The organism is Streptomyces misionensis (genome assembly GCF_007896895.1).
Taxonomy (GTDB): Bacteria; Actinomycetota; Actinomycetes; order Streptomycetales; family Streptomycetaceae; genus Streptomyces; species Streptomyces misionensis_A.
In genome coordinates this window covers 23,591-39,124 of sequence record NZ_VOGW01000168.1, presented here as the reverse complement: position 1 = coordinate 39,124, position 15,534 = coordinate 23,591, and the positions used below count along the sequence as shown (strand labels likewise).

The window sequence follows — 15,534 nt, the reverse complement described above, 5'->3', positions numbered from 1 at the left end:
AGCTGCGCAGGGTGCCGCGCGCGTCAACGACCCAGCTGTGGGTCACGAGCGCCCCGAGCGTGACGGGGCCCCTGACGTGCATGCGGCCGGTGCTGATGGAGATCTCGGAGCCGAGGCCGAGCGTGGGTCCGTCGTGCAGCCGTAGGGAGCCGTTGACGACGATCGCGGCGGCGTCGACTCGGCGGGTGAACTCTTGTGTGACGTCAGGGTCGGTAGCGACGACTCCCTCGGTGTGGCCGGAGCCGTACGTCCGGATGTGCCGGGTCGCCTCGTCCGGCCCCGAGACCGGGTACACGCCGATCGTGGCGTCGAGGAACTCGCGGCCGAGGTCGTGCTCCTGCAGTTCGCCGAGGTTCCAGGGACGGCTGCTGGCGGGGGCGTCGGCGGACTCGGGGCGCGGGGTGCGCCCGGCGAGCCGCACGTTCACTGGCCGGTCGCCGCGCTCGGAGGCGCGCAGGACGGCGGCGACGAAGTCGGCCGCGACCTCCTCGTCGACCAGGACCATCTCGGCGGTGTTGCAGGCGGTGGGCTCGGGCAGCTTGCTGTCGAGTGCGGCCTCGGCGGCGAGGGCGAGGTCCGCGCTGCGGTGGACGTAGAGGTGGTTGACGCCGCCGCCGCTGGCGATCACGGGGATCGAGGAGGCGGTGCGGCAGTAGTCGATGAGGGACGGGCTGCCGCGCGGGATGAGCACGTCGATCGCGTCGGGGCGCTTGAGGAGGGCACGCAGCTGGGTCCGCTTGGGGTCGTCGATGACGCTGACCAGGCCGGTCGGCAGGCCGGCGGCCTCCAGGGCGTCGTGGGCGACGGCCGCCAGGGCCTGGTTTGTGCGGGCGATCTCCTTGCCGCCGCGCAGGATCACCGCGTTGCCGACGGCGACGGGCAGCAGGGCGCCTTCCACGGTGACCGTGGGGCGTGCCTCGTACACCATGAAGACGACGCCGAGCGGCTTGGGGATGCGGCTGCGGGTGCCCCAGGATCCGGTCGGGGCACCGGTGCCGGGGGCGGTGACCTCGGTGAGTTCGGACAGCACTTCCTCGGTGAGGCGTTCCAGACCGCCGAGGTGGGTGGTGGTCAGGCGGAGCCGGTCGAGCAGGGCCGGGGACAGGCCGCGTTCCTCGGCGTGGGCGACGTCCTCGGCGTTCGCCTCCAGGACGGCCGGCCAGTGGGCGGCGAGCCGTTTGGCGATCTCCCGGCAGTAGTTTTCGTAGGCCAGGTCGCCGACGGGAGGTGCGGTGTCGACGGCTTCGCGGGCGGTTACGAGAAGGTCTTCGGTCATGATCTCCTACCACATGAACTGGCCGCCGTCGACGATCAGCTTCTGACCGGTGACGTAGCGGCTGAGCGGACCCACGATGTATTCGAGGGCGTCAGCGATGTCGTCGGGGGAGCCGATGCGTCGCTGCGGGATGTCGGACAACACTGCGGCGCGGTGATCCGGGTCGTCGAGCCGGAACCGATCGACGAGTTCCTGGGTCTCGGTCATCCCGGGGATCAGGCAGTTGACCCGCACGGTGGGGGCGAGTTCCAGGGCCAGACACTTGGTGAGCTGGAGCAGTCCGGCCTTGGAAGCGGCGTAGTTGACGCCGTTGAGGCGGGGGCGCAGGCCAGTGGTCGCGCCGACGTTGACGATGGTTCCGGTGCCGGCGTCGAGCATCGCCGGGGCGAGGGCTTGGGTAAGGTGGAAGGGGCCGGACAGGTTGGTGTCGAGCACGTCCTGCCAGTCGTCCTCGGTGAGTTCGAGGAAGGGCCGATCGATGTTGATGCCCGCGTTGTTCACGAGCACTTCGGGCGCACCGTGCTCGGCGAGGATCGTCCGGGCGGCGGCGCGCACGGAGGCGCGGTCGCCGAGGTCGGCGCGGACCGTGCTGATGCCGTGCTCGTCGGCGGCCCGCTGTGCCGCGTCCTTGTCGGAGCGGTAGAGGGCGAGCGTGCGGTACCCGAGGGCGCGCAGGCGCCGGGACAGGGCCAGGCCGATGCCACGTGTACCGCCGGTGACCACGGCAAGGGGGCTGGTGCTGGTCATCGGGGTGTCTCCTGCGGTGCGTCGGTGAGCAGGTCCAGGAAAGCGTCCAGGTGCGCCAGGAGCCGCGGTTGGTACGGCGGATCGAAGACCTCGAAGTGGCCGCAGTCGAGGCCCCGTACGGTCAGCCGGTCCGTCAGCTTGCGCCAGGTGGCGACCTGTTGGTCACGGTCGGGCCCGTCGCAGGCCACCAGGAGGGCAGGGCCGCCGGGTCGGGAGCGGATGCGGTGACTGGCGCTGGCCCGCACGTGGGCGAGCGCGGTGGTGCGGGCCCGTGCCGCGTCGGTGCCGTCCCCGAGGTGGCGGACGGACCGTTCGATGGCTTCGAGTGCGTCGGCCCGGGCGTCGGCGCTGACGGTGGTGTGCTCGGTGAAACTGTCGATCAGCACGACGGCGGGGGCGGGACCGTTCTCGGCCAGGCGTGCGGCCAGTTCCCAGGCGAGCACGCCGCCAAGGGACCAGCCGACCAGGACGCGCGGGCGCTCGGAGAAATGGTCGAGCAGGTCGAGGTAGGTGCTGGTCATGTCCGCCACGTCGTCGTGCGGTTCCTCGCCGGGCAGCAGTCCGGCGGCGCGAATGCCGAAGACGCTGCCGTGGCGCGCCAGTCGGGCAGCGGTGCCGAGGTACTGGCCGAGTCCGCCGCCGGCCGGGTGGAGGAGGACGCTGCTGAGCGGTCCGGGCCGCTGGGCGAGCGGGACGAGCAGTCTGGTCTCATGGGTTGTGGTCGGCATCAGGCGTCCTCACGGAGGGTGGTGATCCAGGCCGCCTGCGCTTGGATGGTCGGATCGCGGAAGAAGTCGAGGATCGGGATCTGCACGCCGTGCTCCTCCTCGATCCGGGCACCGGCGGCCATCACGGTGAGCGAATGGGCGCCGTACTCCAGGAGCGACCGGTCGACCGGTACCTCGGCGAGGCCAAGCAAGTTCGCCCACATCTGCTGGAGCGCCGCGACGAGCGGATCGTCGGTGGTGGTGGTCGCGGCGGACGCGGACCGTGCATCGTCGGTCAGGGCCCGCTGGGCCTGTGCAGCGAGGGCTGCACGGTCCACCTTGCCGTTACGGGTGGTGGGCACGGCGTCCACGGGGAAGACCCGGGCGGGCACCATGTAGCTGGGCAGGGCGGCCGCCACGTGTCGGCGGATTCCGTCCGGGTCGGGTGAACGGCCGTCCTCTGGCCGGAAGAACAGGGCGAGCCGGCGTTCGTGCCCCTCGCCGTGCACGACACCCACGGCGAGCCGCACGTCGGGGTGGGAGGCGGCGGCGCTCTCCAGCTCCCCGAGCTCGACCCGGTAGCCGCGGATCTTGACCTGGTCGTCGTCGCGGCCGAGGAAGAGCAGCACGCCGCTCTCGTCGCGCATGACCTGGTCCCCGGTCCGGTACATGCGGGCCCGCGCGTCGTCGGCGTACGGGTCGGGCAGGAACCGTTCCGTCGTGCGTGCGGGGTCGTTGACGTAGCCCAGCGCCGGGCAGGCGCCCGCGAGGTAGAGCTCGCCGGGCACTCCGCGCGGGGCGAGGTGTCCCGTGGTGTCCACCACGTGCGCCGCAACGTCGGAGATCGGGCGGCCGATGGGGACGTGGGAGGGCCAGGGACGGTTGTCGATGCTGAGCCGGTGAGTCGTGACGGCGTGGGTTTCGGTGGGGCCGTACAGGTTCACCAGGCACAGGTGCGGGCGGTCGGCGAAGAAACGCCGGACGCGGTCGTCGATCAGAAGCTGTTCGCCGGATACGCAGACGTAGCTCAGGTGCGGCAGTTCGTCGCCGGCGTCCAGTGCGGCCCGGACGAACGCGGGCAGTGCGGCGACCGGTAGGTAGACGTGGGTGACGCGGTGTGCGCGCACGCGCTCGACGACAGCGGGCAGGTCTCGGCGGTCAGCCGGCTCGCGTGAGACGAGCGTCCCGCCGGCGATGAGGGTCGGCAGGATCTCCTGGAAGGAGACGTCGAAGCCCAATGGCGCGTACTGCAGGAACCGGGTGTGCTCGTCCATGTCCAGGGCGTCGAGCTGCCACTCGGTGAGGTTCATCAGGGGGCCGCTGTTCATCAGCACGCCCTTGGGGCGGCCGGTGGAGCCCGAGGTGAACATGATGTAGACGCCGTCGGATGCCTTCGCCGCGGCAGGCTCATCGGATGCCATGCCCTGGGGCCCGGCGGTCAGTTCGGCCGGGGTGAGTAGATCCACGCCGCCGACCGGGACGTCGCCCACGACCAGGCGGCAGTCCGCCTTGCCCGTCATGTACATCAGTCGGTCGGCGGGCAAGCCGAGGTCCAGCGGCAGGAAGACGGCGCCGCAGGCGAGGACCGCGAGGACGGTGACGGTCGTGTCCACGAGCGTGGTCGTGGTGAGGCCGACGACAGTGCCGCGCGCGACGCCGCGCGCGGCCAGTGTGACCGCGCCGGCCGTGGCCAGGCGGTCCAGCTCTGCGTAGGTCAGCCGGCAGTCGTCCTCCTCGACAGCAACCTGTCCGGGCCGGGCCTTAGCTGCGGCCCGTACCGCGCTGTACAGATCGGGTTGGGGCAGGCGGCGCCGGAACCCGTCGTGGGCGTGGGAGTCCTCGGGCGAGGTGTCCACGAAGAGGTCGGCGACGGTCTGACCGGGCTGTGCGACGGTACGGTCCAGGACGGTGCGCAGGGACGCGGCCAGGGCGTCCACCAAGGGTTCCGGCAGCAGTTCACGGTCGCTCTCCAGTTCGAGGGACCAGCCTTCGGGGCCGGGCGTCACTCCGAGCCAGAGGTCGAACTTGGCTGTTCCGTTGCCGTGTTCGCGGACACGGCGGACCACGGATCCTGCCTCGGCCTCGGCCGCGTCCTGGAGGGCGAGCATGCAGGAGAAGACCGGGTTGCGATTGGTCGTGCGGTCCGGGTCCACGTGGCGGACGATGCGGTCGAAGGAGACGGCGGCGGCGGCGCGGGCCCGGCCGGCCTCGGCCTGGACGGTCTCCTTGACGAAGACGTCGAAGGGCGCGTCCCAGGGTACGTCCACGATGAGCGGCAGGGTGTTGACGAAGAAGCCGCACAGGTCGAAGGAGCCGAGGGTGCGGCGTGCCATGACGGGGCTGCCGAAGACGACGGCGGTGTTGGAGGAATGCCGGGCCAGCACGGCCGCATAGGCGGCGGAGAAGAGGACGAACGGGCTGACGCCGAGCGTCGCGCACAGTCTGTCCAGGCCCGCGGACTGCCGGGACGTCAGCCGGATCTCGCGCCGGGTACCGGTGAAGCCGGTGGTGACGGGGCGATTGGGCCGCGGGTTGAGGACTGTGGCGGCGGTGGCCCGCAGCCGATCGGCCAGGGCCTTCGCCACGCGCTCCGTCTCGTCGTCGCCCGCGGACTGGAGCTGGGCGTCCAGTTCGCGTCGCAGGGCGCGCTCGCGTGCGGTGCGTACCGTCTCGACGTCCAGTACACCTTTGACGGCCGCGGTCAGGTCGCGGACGAACTGACGCAGCGAGAAACCATCGAAGACGAGGTGGTGCACAACGAGAAGCAGCGTCGAGCGGGTTCCATCGGCGGTACGCAGCAGCGCGGTGCGCAGCAGCGGGGAGCGCGTCAGGTCGAAGGCGGTGCCTCCAAGCTCGGCAAGGAGTTCCGTGCGCCGCCGGTCGAATTCCGTGGCGGTGGTGGTGATGTGGTGCAGCGGAGCGTCGGAGGGGGCGTCGCCGAGCACGGCGTGCGGGTCGGCGCCCTCGCGGATCGCCAGCCGCAGGGCCGGCTGCACCGCGAGGACGTCGGTGAGGGCCGTAGCGAGGTCGGCCGGGGCGAAGGCCGGGTCCAGTTCCAGTTCGGCCAGGACGTTGTAGAGGTGGGGCACCGGCACCGTGCGGTGCACGACGAGAAGCCCCTTCTGGGCGGCGGTGAGGGGGAGGGTGGCCGTGGCGGCCTGCGACGCTACGGTCATCGGAGGTTCTCCTTCGGGGCGAGGAGCCCGCGCAGCCACTGCCGGAGTTCGCCTACTGTGTGCACTGCGGCAAGGCCGGTGGGGTCGATCTCCTGATCCGGGTCGGTGATCAGTTCACTGGCGATGCGCAGTACGGACAGTGAATGCAGCCCAACCTCGGCCAGCAGGGAATTGTCGTCGAATGACGCACGGATGTGTCTCGAAATGACTGAACTTATTTCTCCATCGGCCATCTCGTCCGCATGGTTCATTGCTCAGACTCCTCTGAAAAAGGTCGCTTCGTGGCGCACCATAAATGATTCAGCAGAGCGTTCCCGTTGGTCAACAGCCACCTCGTGCACCTATTGAAATATCTGATCGCACTTACCTAAAGAATCCCCGAGAAGGGCTCATCAATAAATTCAATAGAAAGGAGGAGGCCGGGTCTCCGGCCTCCTCCTGGGACGTGCAGTGGTGCTGGTGGTGCTTGTCAGGCGTGCCGCCCGTCGCCGAACGCCTCCGCCAGCACGGGCCGAGTCAGTACGCGCAGGAACGGCGGGACGGTGAGGGCGACCGTCAGGGCGAAGAAGCCGAAGGCGAAGCGCAGGCCGGACCATTCGGCGAGCAGGCCCATCAGGCCCGCGCCGACCGGCATCGCTCCCCAGCTGAACAGCCGGCTGACGGCTCCGAAGCGGCCGAGCATGGCATCGGGCACAAGCCGCTGCGCCATGGTCCGCGCGTTCACCGTCCACAGGGTGCCGCCCATGCCGCCGAGAAAGGCCGCGACGGCCACCGCCCACAGGTCGGTCGTCACCGCGGGCACGGCCATCATCGCGAAGGTGCCGACGAGGTCGGCGAACATGGCCCAGCGGCGGCCGAAGAACCGGTTCAGCCAGGTGACGGCGAGCGCACCGACCAGGCCGCCGACGCCGAGGGCGCTCAGCAGGGTGCCGTACTCGCTCGGGTTCAGGTGCATCACGGAGGTGGCGAACAGCGGCATCAGGGCGAGCCAGGCCCCCCAGCACGTGCACAAAACCGTGAGGATGAGCGCCATGGTACGCAGCAGGGTGTGCTGCCACAGGTAGCGCAGACCGTCCACGATCTCTACGCGGACGGTTTCGGGAGCCGCGTTCTTGCCGGCCGCGCGACCGCCTTCCCGCCCGCTCGCGCGGAACCGGCCGACGAGCAGGACGACGACGAGCGAGGCCGCCAGGTACGACACCCAGGTCGCGCCGAGGGCGACGCCGGTGCCCGCCGCGAGCAGCAGACCGCCGACGAAGGGCCCGGCGAACTCGTTGCAGACCGTCTCCGCGCCCGCGATCCAGGTGTTGGCCCGCTCCCGGCCCTCCGGCGGGGTCAGCGCCGGGATCATCGCCGAGGCCGAGGTGAGGGCGATGACTTCCGCGATGCCCAGGACGAGGCCGGCGGCGCAGAGCACCGGGATGGTGACGACGCCGGCCGCAGCGAGCGGCATCAGCGCGCCGAGTGCGACCAGGCGCAGGCCGTTGGCGCCCCACAGCAGGCGGCGCCGGTCGAGGCGGTCCACGAGGACGCCGACGTGGAGGGCGGCCAGCAGCCAGGGCAGGGACAGGGTGAGGGAGACCGCGGAGACCTGGGCCGGGGACGCGGAGGCGCGTGTGGCCAGGAGCGGCAGCGCGATCTTGGTGACGCCGTCGGCGAGGTTGGTGATGGCCGTGAAGACGAGCAGGACGACGGTGTTGCGGCTGCCGCGGCGTGCGGTGGGCTGCGCCGGGTCGAGGGTGGGCCCTGCCACGGGCGCCGCGGGTTGCCCGGATTCAGGGGCGGGCGCCGCCACGGAGGCGGCGAGTGCCACCGGCGCCTGCGTGGTGCTCTGGTCGCTCATCAGTCTCCCCTAACTGCCTAACGGTTTTGCCGGTTAGCCCGGGACGTCGAGTCTGGCACGGGAACACATCTCGCCGCTACCCGGCAAAGCCGATAGCCGGTTAGCCGGTGTAGGCTGGACGCTCTCCACGGGAGGTGGCTCATGCGTGACGCACCGGCGTCCGCCCAGCTGATCCAGGCGTTCGCCAACACGGTCGACGTCGAGTGCGCGACCGACGAGATCGACACGGCCCGCAAGCTCGACGCCTGGCTGCGCGCCCAGGGGCTGCTGCGCGGCGGCGAGCGGGTCGGTGCCGCGGAGCACACCCTGGGACTGCGCCTGCGTTCCGGCATCCGCGAGGCCCTGGGCGCGCACGTCGGCGACCGGCCCGATCCTGCGCTGCAGCAGGAGGCGACCGAGGCGCTGCTCGAACTGCCCGTCGTCGTCACCGCGGGCGGCGATACACCTGGCGCGCTCGCCCCCGCCCCAGAGCTCACGGCGCCCAGGAAAGCGCTCGCGGCGCTCGCCGTCGCCTGGAGCGAACTGGCCGTCACCGGCGAGGCCGCCCGCCTCAAGCGCTGCTCCGAGCACGCCTGCGCCTGGGTCTTCTGGGACACGTCCAAGAACCGCAGCGGCCGCTGGTGCTCGATGCGCGTGTGCGGCAACCGCGCGAAGGCCCGCCGCTACGCGGCCCGACAGGCCGCGGGCGCCGCACAGCCCGGCTGACGGCACACCGGGGGCGGCCCCGTACGGAACACGAGCGGCCCGGTTCATCGCGCCGTCGTGTTCGCTCACCAGGTCCTGCCGCCTCGTCGACAGCGGGCCTCTCAGCAGCTCGGAGGGGCCGCCCGCTAGGCGCGCGGAGTGCGTGTCGCCGGCGAGGAATCCCTGGCAGCGGTCGAGGCCGCCGTCGGCAAGGTCGGTCGCCGGCCCGCCCCGGTGCTGGATCCACCAGAGCGCCTTCCTGGAGCGGTGAACTGGGCCGGACTTCTGGATTCGGGGTCACGGGGCCCTCACCGGAGAAATGGGCGATTCGATCCCGGGTGCGGGACCATGGAATAGTCCAGGCTCCTGGAACGCGACGGCAAATAGAGTATTTGAATAATCTATCGCCGCCCGGCCCCGAGAAATCTGGCCCTTGACTCTTCGGAAAGCACGGAAAAGTATTCTACCAACGCCCTCGGCCCGTTTCACCGCCCTTCCGAAAAGGCTCGGGTGGGGCTCCCCATACACCGCGCCACGGAAGAGGACCGGACACTATGGACACCCTCAGGACCCTGTACGACTGGTTCGCGGCCTCCGTTGCCCAACACGGCGACCGGCAAACCGCGCTCGAGGTCGCCGGTGAGGAGGTGACCTACGCCGAACTCGACGCGCTCGCCGCACGCGTGGCGGGCGAACTCATCGCCGTGCACGGCGGCGTGCCCGCCCGCGTCGGCCTGCTGGCCGCGCGCAGCACGGCCGCCTACGCGGGTTACCTCGCCGTGCAGCGCCTCGGCGCCGTCGTCGTTCCCCTCAACCCGGCCTGGCCGCTCGTGCGCAACGCGACGATCGCCGCTGACGCCGAACTCGACCTCGTAATCACCGAGGACGGGACGGACCTGGGAGCGCCGGCGGTGGACCTTCCCGCCGCGCGCATGGACGCCCTGCGCTCCCGCCCGGTCCCAGACCTGCCCGCGTCGGCTGCAGGCCCCGACGACCTCGCCTACATCCTGTTCACGTCGGGCTCGACCGGCCGGCCCAAGGGCGTGCCCATCGTCCACCGCAACGTGTCGGCCTATCTGAGCCATGTCATTCCGCGCTACGAGCTGGACCCCGAGGCCCGCGTCTCACAGACCTTCGACCTCACCTTCGACCCGTCCGTGTATGACATGTTCGCCGCCTGGGGCTCGGGCGCCGCGCTCGTCGTGCCGGACAAGAAGGACCTGCTGACACCGGTGCGGTTCGTGAACCGCGCGCGCATCACGCACTGGAACTCCGTGCCCTCCGTCGCCTCCATCGCCATGCGGCTGCGCGCGCTCAGGCCCGGCTCCATGCCGACGCTGCGCTGGAGTCTGTTCTGCGGCGAGGCGCTGACGCTGCATCACGCCCGGGCGTGGCGGGCCGCCGCCCCGCAGTCCGTCCTGGAGAACATCTACGGCCCCACCGAAATGACGGTCACCTGGACCGAGTTCCGGCTCCCGGACGCCCCGGAGAACTGGCCGCGGCCGGCCAACGGCACGGTGCCCATCGGAACGCCGTACCCGGGCCAGGAACACCTCGTGCTCGACGAAGCGGGCCGACCTGGCCAGATGGGCGAACTGGTGGTACGCGGCTCGCAGCGCTTCCCCGGCTATCTGGACCCGTCCGACAACATCGGCAGGTTCCTGCGCATGGTGGACGGAACCGCGGTGATCCACGACGGCGCGACGCCGCTCACGGCCGACGACTGGTACCGCACGGGCGACCGGGTGGGCTATCTCGACGGGGCGCTTGTCCACCTCGGCCGGCTCGACCATCAGCTCAAGATCCGGGGCTACCGGGTCGAGCTCGGGGAGATCGAGTCGGCGCTGCTCGACCTCGCCGGCGTCGCCGAGGCCGTCGTCCTGGCGGTGCCGGGGCCCGGCGGCGACGTCGAACTTGGCGCCGTGTGCACGGGAACTGTCACAGACACCGCCGAGGCGCTGGAGCAGCTTGCCACGCGGCTGCCCGCGTACATGGTGCCGGGATCACTGACGGCCCTGGACACCCTGCCGCTCAACGCGAACGGCAAGGTGGACCGCAAGGCGCTGACGACCGTGCTCGGTGCGGCGATCGCCGCGTGAGAGCCCGGCGTGCCGGCCCCGGCCGGGTCACGCAGCGCACAGGGCGGCGGGTGTCAGCACGCGGGACGCAGCGCGGCACTGTCGGCCGCCTCGTCCTCGGCCAGCACCTGACGGGCCGCGTCGAGGACGGTCGCAAAGGAAGGATCGTCGTCGAGTCCGCGGCGCCAAACGCACTGCGAGAAGACCTCGAAGGGTGGCCGCCAGCCGATCCGGCCCAGCAGTCCCTCCCGCAGTTCGTCGCGCACGGCGACGGTGGGCAGCAGGGCGATCCCGATGCCCTCGCCGACGCCGCGCTTGACCGCGTCGATCGAACCGAGGGCGAGCACGCCGCCTCCCGGCTCGCCGGTCACGGCCAACTCGGCCTCCAGGCACCGCTGGTAGCTGCTTAACCGGTGTGCGCACACCAGCGTCTGAGCGGCAAACTCCGCGGCCGACACGACGACTGTCCCGACCAGCGGGTGGGACGGCGCCGCCACCAGGCTCAGCGACTCGCGGCGCAGCGTGCGGTGGTGCACGTCGGGTGTGGCGGGGCGGGGGCCGATGAAGAAGGCGCAGTCCACGCGCTCCTCACGCACAAGGGAGACCGGATCGTCGTCGAGGCCGTGCAGGGAAACGCCGAGGCCTCCGTGGCGCAGATGCAGATACTCGATGAGCGGGACGAGGCGGTACGTGGTGATGCACTCGGCAGCGCCGATCGCCAACGGGTGAGTCCGGTCGGTGGGTTCGGCTACGCAGTGCTGCGCCAGTTCACTGAGCCGGACGATCCGGCACGCGTAGTCGTGCAGGCGCCGCCCCGCGGGCGTGAGCTGGGCGCCGCCAGCGGTGCGATCGAGCAGCGGCGCGTCGAGAATCTGCTCCAGTGCCTTGATGCGGGCGGTGACGGTCGGCTGCGCCAGGCCCAGCAGGCGCGCGGCCTGCGTGAAGCTCCGTGACTGCGCGACCGCGAGGAAGGCGTCGAGCTGCTTTATGTTCACGGCTCGTCTCCAGTCGACGTCCGACTCTGCGCGCTGTCGTGCACGATGAACCCCAATCGTCCGTGGAACAGAAACGCGCGGCCAGAATCCGATCGGCAATCGGGCCGTGCCGGACGGGCGCACGAGCCCGCCCCGCTACACGACCTTACGGATGAGGAAAGGGAGTCGCACCCGTTGCCGGTGTTGCCCTCACCAATACCACCGAGGGGCACTTGCGCGATGCTGTGGATACGACGAACCATGGCAGCATGTCCTCGTCAGTCGCGCCCCCTCAAATCCAGCGTCCGATCGGCCTTCCGGTCCCCTCGTCCGACCGGATTGATCCCGATGAATTCCGCGCCGCCCTGGGCAACTTCACCACCGGAGTGGTCGCCGTCACGGCCCTGCACGGAATCGACTCCACGCCGGCGGGCGTGGTCGTTAATTCCTTCACCTCGGTTTCCCTGGATCCCGCTCTGGTGCTTTTCTGTATGGCCCATACGAGCAGCAGCTGGCCTAAGATCCGTACTGCGGAACGCTATTGCGTGAACATACTCGGGAAGAATCAGCACGAGATCAGTACACGGCTCGCCTCCCGGGGCAGCGACAAGTTCCGCGGACTGAGCTGGAGCACCACGCCCACCGGCGCGCCCGTCCTGGACGGGACACCTGCCTGGCTGGAGTGCTCCACCGAGGCCGAGTACCCGGCGGGTGACCATGACGTTGTCGTGGCGCGCGTGCACCGGATCGGCAGCCACGGAACGGACGCGCCACTGGTGTTCTACCGCGGGGCGTACGGCCGCCTGGCCGACTGACATGGGGACCGGTCTCACTGGACCGGTCTCAACGAACCGACCGGAGGAACTTCTTCATGACAGCAAGCACCGGCTCCCGCAAGCCCATCGGCGTGGGCATCGTCGGCCTCAGCGCCGACGGAGGGTGGGGTTCGCGCGGCCATGTGCCCGCGCTGCGGGCCGTGGAGGGCTACGAGCTGCGCGGACTCGCGGCCTCGTCCGCTCGGTCCGCGGAGCGGGCGGCACAGCGGTACGGCGTCGCGGCCGCCTACTCGGACGTGAGCGATCTTGCCCACGACGAGAACATCGACCTGGTGGTGATCGCCGTACGGGTGCCCCGGCACCGCGAGTTGATCCTTCCCGTGCTGGAGGCCGGCAAGGCCGTGCTGAGCGAGTGGCCGCTCGCCACAGGGCTCGCCGAGGCCGAGGAGCTCGCCCTGCTGGCGCAGCGGTACGGGGTGCGCACAGCGGTGGGACTGCAGTCGCGCTCGGCACCGGCGGTACGCTACCTCCGTGACCTGATCGCGGACGGTTACGTCGGCGAGGTCCTGTCGACCACGCTGCTCGGCTCGGGCGGCGGCTGGGGCCCGGCGGTGGGCTCGGGAGGCGCGTACACCGTCGACCGGAGCAATGGGGCGACGCTCATGACCATTCCGTTCGGTCACACGCTCGACGCCCTGACCATGTGCCTGTCGTCCTTCACGGAGCTGAGCGCGACCACGGCCACGCGACGTCCCACGGTCCGGGTCTCCGACACCGGTGAGAGCATCCCGATGACCGCCGAGGACCAGATCGCCGTCTCCGGCCGGCTGGCGAGCGGGGCGGTCGCCTCGCTGCACTACCGCGGCGGTTCGAGCCGGGCAACCAACCTGCACTGGGAGATCAACGGCACGGACGGCGACCTGGTGATCTCGGGGAACACCGGGCACCTCCAGTTCGGCCAGTTCGAGATCAGCGGCGCGCGCGGCAACGACCAGCAGCTGTCGCCGCTTCCCGTTCCTTCCCGGTACCAGGAGGTCGACGGCGTGGACGGTCCCGCGGGTGTCGTGGCGCACGCGTACGCGCAGCTGCGTGAGGACCTGCACACCGGCAGCAGTACGGTGCCTGGCTTCCGGCACGCGGTCGAGCACCACCGTCTGCTGGATCGCATCGTCAGGTCCGCCGAGACCGGGACCCGTCAGTAGGTCCTGCGTACGGCGGCACACAGAACCGCCCGCAGACAGGTGTCTGCGGGGCGGTTCTGTGTGCGTCCGCGCGCCCGGCGGGCGTCAGCCACGGGTCGTCTGGGACCGGCAGGAGGCAACGAGCCGGGCGCACACCGCTTCCGCATGCTCGTAGAGGTAGAAGTGCCCGCCGGGCCAGGTGTGGCAGGGCACCGGCCCGCTGGCGAGGGCGGACCACTCCCCCAGGGCCGCTGCGGGCGCCAGCGGATCGTCCTTCCCTCCGAACACGGACAGCGCCGTACGCAGCGGTGTGCCGGGCGTGTAGGCGTAGTCGTCAACGAGGTTCAGGTCGGCGCTCAGGGTGCGCGCCACCAGTCGAGCGAGGGCGTGGCGGTCGTCGTGGTCACCGGGCCATCCGCCTAGGCCGTGCACCTGGCTCAGGAGGTCGCGGGCCGGCCTCGACGGGCTCGGAACGGCGCCGAGCCGCTGCGGGGCCCGGCTTCCTGAGACACCGAGCCAGCACGGCCCCCTGCGCTCCGACTCCAGCCGCCGCGCCACCTCGAAGGCGAGCAGCGCCCCCAGGCTGTGGCCGAAGACGGAGAACGGGCCCGACAGAGCGGGGCCCAGGGTCGTGCGCAGGTAGTCGACGGCTTCCGCGGCGGTACGGCACCGCGCCGTGCCGCGGTCCAGGAGGCGGCCGGGCAGATCGACTCCCCAGACGCGCCAGTCCGCGGGCAGATGGGGCAGCAGCGGAGCAAAGCCGCGCGACGAGCCGCCCGCGTGGTGGAAGAGCACCAGGGTATGGGCGGGCTCGCCGCGCAGGGCCGGGTTGAGATCGAGGATGGGCATCTCAGGCGGCCAGTTCGGCGAGGAGGGAGCGCTGGTGATCGAGCGGCGCCGGGTTGTCCTTGTACAGGGTTTCCATGGCCAGCCAGTGCACCCGTACTCGGGCCCGCTGCGTGCCGCGCAGCGCGGCGGCCGCGACGTGCTGCGGGCCGCAGGGGACGTCGATGACCTCCCAGCCGTAGGGCCGCAGCGCCGGATCGGCGCCGAGGTAGTCGTAGGCCAGGGGGCGGCCGAGTCCAGTGCCCAGGCCCTTCAGGTATGCCTCCTTGCGTGTCCACATCTGTCCGAACACGACGACGTCCTGGGGCCCGGCCGCCAGCTCGCGTTGTTCGTCTGGGTGCAGAGCGGGGGTGCAGACGCGGACCGTCTCGGTTGTGGGGACCTTCTCCACGTCGACGCCGATCGGCACGGTCGAGACGCCGATGAGAGCCATGCCGTTGCTGTGGGAGAGAGAGAAGTGCAGGGGGGTGTCGGGGGCTTCGAGGACCGGCCTGCCGTGCGGCTCATCGCAGCACGGGCAGGCCTCCCGGCCCATCCGTAGACTGCGCGGATCGACGTCCAGGTAGGCGCTGAGCACGCGGCGCAGCCCCACGTGCGCGCTGCTGTAGAGGAGCCGGCCCGCCTCGCGCCGGCACGTCCCGGCGCGGCTCTGTTCGGCCGCGTCGAGTTCTGTGAGGTCCAGTTCACCCGTGCAGCTACCGAGCGGCGGCTGGCGCAGGATCCACAGGTCTGCGCTACTTTGCGGCGGGATCGGCAATGTCACGCTGTTCAGTCCCTGCCTTGGATGAGGTGAGGAGTCTGTCTAGGTAGCGGGCCAGCGTTCCGGTGTCGGGGGCCCGCAGGATGAAGGTCAGCTCGGGCTCGATCGCGAGGACGGCGGCGATACGGCGCTGGAGCTCCAGGCCGGTCATGGAGCCGACTCCCAGGTCGGTCAGGGTCTGGTGCCGGTCGACCGCGGCCGGTGGGCAGTTGAGTACGTACCCGATCTCCTGGCGGACGAGATCCTCCAGGAGCCGTCCCCGCTCGGCGGGGTGCGCGTGTCGCAGCGCGGGCCCGGATGAGGGCGGCGCGGCCGGGGGCAGCCGGGGTTCAGGTTCCTGAGGTCGGGACATTGCCGACGGGCTGAGGGAGAACCAATCGAGTACGGCCTGATCCACTGTCTTTGTCTCTCTATCGGTCACGGTCAGGGGGACGGCCGGTGGCGCGCCGGGCGCCGGGGTTGGCAGGCGCGCCACCGGCCGCGTTC

The 15,534-nt window shown here is 70.9% G+C and carries 14 protein-coding genes; 4 read left to right on the top strand and 10 right to left on the bottom strand.

Annotation, left to right across the window (positions count from 1 at the left end; translation table 11 throughout):
* The 6 genes from FRZ03_RS27695 to FRZ03_RS27670 all read right to left on the bottom strand — a co-directional run.
* Positions 1 to 1,276: glutamate-5-semialdehyde dehydrogenase (locus tag FRZ03_RS27695; protein WP_146467859.1), on the bottom strand; the 1,276-nt coding region annotated here is incomplete at its 3' end.
* A 6-nt stretch (positions 1,277 to 1,282) separates the two neighbouring features.
* On the bottom strand, positions 1,283 to 2,023 hold the full coding sequence (locus FRZ03_RS27690) for an SDR family NAD(P)-dependent oxidoreductase (RefSeq protein ID WP_146467858.1): 741 nt from the start codon (positions 2,021 to 2,023) through the stop codon (positions 1,283 to 1,285).
* On the bottom strand, positions 2,020 to 2,751 hold the full coding sequence (locus FRZ03_RS27685) for an alpha/beta fold hydrolase (protein ID WP_146467857.1): 732 nt from the start codon (positions 2,749 to 2,751) through the stop codon (positions 2,020 to 2,022). The genes FRZ03_RS27690 and FRZ03_RS27685 overlap by 4 nt, the downstream gene beginning before the upstream one ends.
* Positions 2,751 to 5,906, bottom strand: a complete 3,156-nt coding sequence (locus tag FRZ03_RS27680) for a non-ribosomal peptide synthetase (RefSeq protein WP_146467856.1) — start codon at positions 5,904 to 5,906, stop codon at positions 2,751 to 2,753. Before FRZ03_RS27680 ends, FRZ03_RS27685 begins: the two co-directional genes overlap by 1 nt.
* Positions 5,903 to 6,157 (bottom strand): hypothetical protein, encoded by a 255-nt coding sequence (locus FRZ03_RS27675; RefSeq protein ID WP_146467855.1) that lies wholly within the window; start codon positions 6,155 to 6,157, stop codon positions 5,903 to 5,905. Before FRZ03_RS27675 ends, FRZ03_RS27680 begins: the two co-directional genes overlap by 4 nt.
* Positions 6,158 to 6,375: 218 nt before the next feature.
* Positions 6,376 to 7,749 carry an MFS transporter gene (locus FRZ03_RS27670; RefSeq protein WP_146467854.1) on the bottom strand — a complete coding sequence of 458 codons (1,374 nt, stop codon included), beginning with the start codon at positions 7,747 to 7,749 and terminating at the stop codon, positions 6,376 to 6,378.
* A gap of 141 nt (positions 7,750 to 7,890) precedes the next feature.
* Between FRZ03_RS27670 and FRZ03_RS27665 the strand changes: the two genes are divergently transcribed.
* Positions 7,891 to 8,454: a CGNR zinc finger domain-containing protein gene (locus FRZ03_RS27665; protein ID WP_146467853.1), complete on the top strand. Its 564-nt coding sequence runs from the start codon at positions 7,891 to 7,893 to the stop codon at positions 8,452 to 8,454.
* A gap of 533 nt (positions 8,455 to 8,987) precedes the next feature.
* On the top strand, positions 8,988 to 10,532 hold the full coding sequence (locus FRZ03_RS27660) for an amino acid adenylation domain-containing protein (RefSeq protein WP_146467852.1): 1,545 nt from the start codon (positions 8,988 to 8,990) through the stop codon (positions 10,530 to 10,532).
* Between the two features lie 53 nt (positions 10,533 to 10,585).
* Here FRZ03_RS27660 and FRZ03_RS27655 read toward each other — a convergent pair whose 3' ends face one another.
* Entirely contained in the window at positions 10,586 to 11,629 is a 1,044-nt protein-coding gene (locus FRZ03_RS27655) for a LysR family transcriptional regulator (RefSeq protein WP_146467851.1), read from the bottom strand.
* A gap of 125 nt (positions 11,630 to 11,754) precedes the next feature.
* Between FRZ03_RS27655 and FRZ03_RS27650 the strand changes: the two genes are divergently transcribed.
* Positions 11,755 to 12,300, top strand: a complete 546-nt coding sequence (locus FRZ03_RS27650) for a flavin reductase family protein (protein WP_146467850.1) — start codon at positions 11,755 to 11,757, stop codon at positions 12,298 to 12,300.
* A gap of 56 nt (positions 12,301 to 12,356) precedes the next feature.
* Positions 12,357 to 13,463, top strand: coding sequence for a Gfo/Idh/MocA family protein (locus FRZ03_RS27645; protein ID WP_146467849.1), 1,107 nt, complete (start codon positions 12,357 to 12,359; stop codon positions 13,461 to 13,463).
* A gap of 84 nt (positions 13,464 to 13,547) precedes the next feature.
* Here FRZ03_RS27645 and FRZ03_RS27640 read toward each other — a convergent pair whose 3' ends face one another.
* Genes FRZ03_RS27640 through FRZ03_RS27630 form a run of 3 tightly spaced genes read right to left on the bottom strand, consistent with a single transcriptional unit; the run spans position 13,548 to position 15,400 of the window.
* Entirely contained in the window at positions 13,548 to 14,291 is a 744-nt protein-coding gene (locus FRZ03_RS27640) for a thioesterase II family protein (protein ID WP_146467848.1), read from the bottom strand.
* Position 14,292: 1 nt separating this feature from the next.
* Positions 14,293 to 15,051 carry a 4'-phosphopantetheinyl transferase family protein gene (locus tag FRZ03_RS27635; protein WP_146467847.1) on the bottom strand — a complete coding sequence of 253 codons (759 nt, stop codon included), beginning with the start codon at positions 15,049 to 15,051 and terminating at the stop codon, positions 14,293 to 14,295.
* On the bottom strand, positions 15,023 to 15,400 hold the full coding sequence (locus FRZ03_RS27630; protein WP_146467846.1) for an acyl carrier protein: 378 nt from the start codon (positions 15,398 to 15,400) through the stop codon (positions 15,023 to 15,025). The genes FRZ03_RS27635 and FRZ03_RS27630 overlap by 29 nt, the downstream gene beginning before the upstream one ends.
* Positions 15,401 to 15,534: the final 134 nt, after the last annotated feature.

Excerpts from the sequence above, each read along its gene's own strand:
- FRZ03_RS27660 (WP_146467852.1), top strand. The coding sequence starts at position 8,988 with ATGGACACCCTCAGGACCCTGTACGACTGGTTCGCGGCCTCCGTTGCC.
- FRZ03_RS27685 (WP_146467857.1), bottom strand. The coding sequence starts at position 2,751 with ATGCCGACCACAACCCATGAGACCAGACTGCTCGTCCCGCTCGCCCAG.
- FRZ03_RS27640 (WP_146467848.1), bottom strand. The coding sequence starts at position 14,291 with ATGCCCATCCTCGATCTCAACCCGGCCCTGCGCGGCGAGCCCGCCCAT.
- FRZ03_RS27670 (WP_146467854.1), bottom strand. The coding sequence starts at position 7,749 with ATGAGCGACCAGAGCACCACGCAGGCGCCGGTGGCACTCGCCGCCTCC.
- FRZ03_RS27675 (WP_146467855.1), bottom strand. The coding sequence starts at position 6,157 with ATGAACCATGCGGACGAGATGGCCGATGGAGAAATAAGTTCAGTCATT.
- FRZ03_RS27690 (WP_146467858.1), bottom strand. The coding sequence starts at position 2,023 with ATGACCAGCACCAGCCCCCTTGCCGTGGTCACCGGCGGTACACGTGGC.
- FRZ03_RS27630 (WP_146467846.1), bottom strand. The coding sequence starts at position 15,400 with ATGTCCCGACCTCAGGAACCTGAACCCCGGCTGCCCCCGGCCGCGCCG.
- FRZ03_RS27645 (WP_146467849.1), top strand. The coding sequence starts at position 12,357 with ATGACAGCAAGCACCGGCTCCCGCAAGCCCATCGGCGTGGGCATCGTC.
- FRZ03_RS27650 (WP_146467850.1), top strand. The coding sequence starts at position 11,755 with ATGTCCTCGTCAGTCGCGCCCCCTCAAATCCAGCGTCCGATCGGCCTT.
- FRZ03_RS27680 (WP_146467856.1), bottom strand. The coding sequence starts at position 5,906 with ATGACCGTAGCGTCGCAGGCCGCCACGGCCACCCTCCCCCTCACCGCC.
- FRZ03_RS27665 (WP_146467853.1), top strand. The coding sequence starts at position 7,891 with ATGCGTGACGCACCGGCGTCCGCCCAGCTGATCCAGGCGTTCGCCAAC.